This window comes from Streptomyces altiplanensis (genome assembly GCF_053591575.1).
Genome location: NZ_JBSFUB010000211.1, coordinates 1 through 2915, shown reverse-complemented (window position 1 = coordinate 2915; position 2915 = coordinate 1). Strand labels below are relative to the sequence as shown.

The window sequence follows — 2915 nt, the reverse complement described above, 5'->3', positions numbered from 1 at the left end:
GGATGCGGTGTCGATCTCTGTGGCCGACCTGTCCGGGGCGCCGGTTGCCTCGGTCGACTCCCTGCTCGTACGCGCGGTGTCGAACGAAGAGCTGAACGGCTCTGCCGATGAGAGCGCGGACTCGCTGTTCGGCCTGCGGTGGATGCCCGTGACGGCAGCGTCCGATGCGGACGCTCCGGGCTCGGTCGTCGTCCTCGGTCCGGATGAGTTCGGACTCGCCGATATCCTGGCCGAGTCCGGTACGGATGTGCAGACATACGCCGACCAGGCGTCGCTGGCAGCGGGCGAATCCCTCATCCCGGGCACTGTTCTGGTAAGCATCGCCAGTGCGGACAAGGGCGAGGTCGACGTCGTGGAGTCGGTGCACGCGCTGACGGCCGAGGTGCTGGCCCTGGTGCAGGGCTGGCTGGCCGAGGAGCGGTTCGCCGGCTCGCGGCTGGTGTTCGTCACCCGGGGCGCCGTGGCCGTGGACGGTGGCACGGTCGCCGACCTGGCGGCGGCCTCCGTATGGGGTCTGGTGCGGTCCGCGCACTCGGAGAATCCGGGCTGCTTCGGACTGCTGGACCTTGACCCGGCGGATGACGCCGGCGCCTCGGCGTCGGTGCTCGGGGCTCTCGGCTCCGACGAACCGCAGCTGGTCCTCAGGGAAGCCGAGGTCAGGGTCGCCAGGCTGGGCCGAGTGCCGCTCCCGGAGCCTGTCGCCCCGGTCGGCGAGGAGGCCGGAGCGACTGGAGAGTCCGGAGAGTCTGCCAAGGCAGAAGGGGCGGAACGGGCGGAAGGGACAGTGGAGGGCTGGGAGCGGGACGGCACGGTCCTGATCACCGGTGGTACGGGTGGTCTGGGCGCTGTACTGGCCAGGCATCTGGTCACGGAACGCGGCGTACGTCACCTGCTGTTGGCCAGCAGGCGGGGTGCCGAGGCTCCTGGTGCCGCCGAGTTGGTCGAGGAGCTGACCGCGCAGGGAGCGGCGGTCACCGCCCTGGCGTGCGACCTCGCAGACCGGACCGCCGTGTCCGAGCTGCTGGCCGGCGTACCCGTCGAGCATCCGTTGTCTGCTGTGGTGCATGCGGCTGGTGTGCTGGATGACGGAGTGGTGGGTTCGTTGACGCCGGAGCGGTTGGATGGGGTGTTGCGTCCGAAGGTGGACGCGGTGTGGCATCTGCATGAGTTGACGTGTGATCTGGATCTGTCGGCTTTTGTGGTGTTCTCGTCGGTGGCTGGTGTGTTCGGTGGTGCGGGGCAGGGGAATTACGCGGCGGCGAATACGTTCCTGGATGCGTTGATGGCGCGGCGGCGGGCCGAGGGGCTGGCTGGTGTGTCGTTGGCGTGGGGTCCGTGGGACCAGGCGGGCGGGATGACGGGGAGTGTGTCCGAGGCGGACATGCAGCGGCTGGCCCGTTCGGGGATGCCGCCGCTCTCCGTCGAGCAGGGCCTCGCCCTGTTCGACACGGCACTCGCCACGGGCGAGACTGTGGTGGTGCCGGCGCGGCTGGACCTCGCCACCCTGCGTTCGCGCGGCGAAGTGCCCCCGCTCTTGCGGGCATTGATCCGCACCCGCTCTCACTCCCGACGGAATGCGGTCGCGGGATCGGTCACCGCCAGTGGGCTGCTGGCCCAGCTGACCGGACTGACCGCGGCTGCCCGCCGCGAAGCGCTGCTGGATCTCGTACGCAAGCAGGTCGCCCTGGTGCTCGGTCATGCCGGTGTGGCAGCCGTGAACCCCACGGCTCAGTTCAGGGAGCTCGGCTTCGACTCGCTGACAGCGGTGGAACTGCGGAACCAGCTGAGTGCGGTGACGGGCCTGCGGCTGACCGCCACGCTGATCTTCGACTACCCGACCGCGACAGCGCTGGCTGACCACCTGAGGGACGAGCTGTTCGGTACCGACGTCCAGACAGCGATCCCGGCTCGGATGCTTCCGCCCGTGGCCGACGACCCGATCGTGGTCGTGGGCATGAGCTGCCGGTATCCCGGTGAGGTCGCCTCGCCGGAGGATCTGTGGCGACTGGTCACGGAGGGGACGGACGCCGTGACCGGCTTCCCGGCCAACCGCGGCTGGGACGTCGACGGGCTCTTCAACCCCGACCCGGCCCATGCGGGCACGTCGTACACCCGGTCGGGCGGTTTCCTCCAGAACGCGGGCGACTTCGACCCGGCGTTCTTCGGGATGTCGCCGCGTGAGGCGATGGCGACGGACTCGCAGCAGCGGCTGCTGCTAGAGGCGTCGTGGGAGGCGATCGAGCGGGCGGGCATCGACCCGGTGTCGCTGCGCGAGAGCCAGACCGGTGTGTACGCCGGTGTGATGTACAACGACTACGGCACCACTCTGAACGGCAAGCAGTTCGAGGGACACCAGGGCCAGGGCAGTGCCGGAAGTGTCGCCTCGGGTCGGGTGTCGTACGCCCTGGGCCTGGAGGGCCCGGCGGTGACGGTGGACACGGCGTGCTCGTCGTCGCTGGTGGCCATGCACCTGGCCGCGCAGGCCCTGCGCAGCGGGGAGTGCTCGCTGGCGCTGGCCGGCGGCGTGACGGTCATGTCGACCCCCGGCACGTTCGTGGAGTTCTCCCGTCAGCGGGGTCTGTCGCCTGATGGCCGGTGCAAGGCGTTCTCCGAGTCGGCCGACGGTGTCGGCTGGTCTGAGGGCGTCGGCATGCTGGTGCTGGAACGCCTCTCCGACGCACGGCGCAACGGCCACCAGGTGCTGGCCGTGGTGCGCGGCAGCGCGGTCAACCAGGATGGCGCCTCCAACGGTCTGACGGCGCCCAACGGCCCGTCGCAGCAGCGGGTGATCCGCCAGGCGCTGGCCAGTGGCGGGCTGCTGGCCGAGGACGTCGACGTCGTCGAGGCGCACGGCACCGGCACCACGCTCGGTGACCCGATCGAGGCGCAGGCGCTGCTGGCGACGTACGGACGCG

Annotated in this window: 1 protein-coding gene; it reads left to right on the top strand. The window is 70.4% G+C overall.

The features are described from left to right. The coding region (locus ACWD0Y_RS36490; RefSeq protein WP_450264550.1) for an SDR family NAD(P)-dependent oxidoreductase at positions 1–2915 on the top strand (2915 nt) is incomplete at both ends.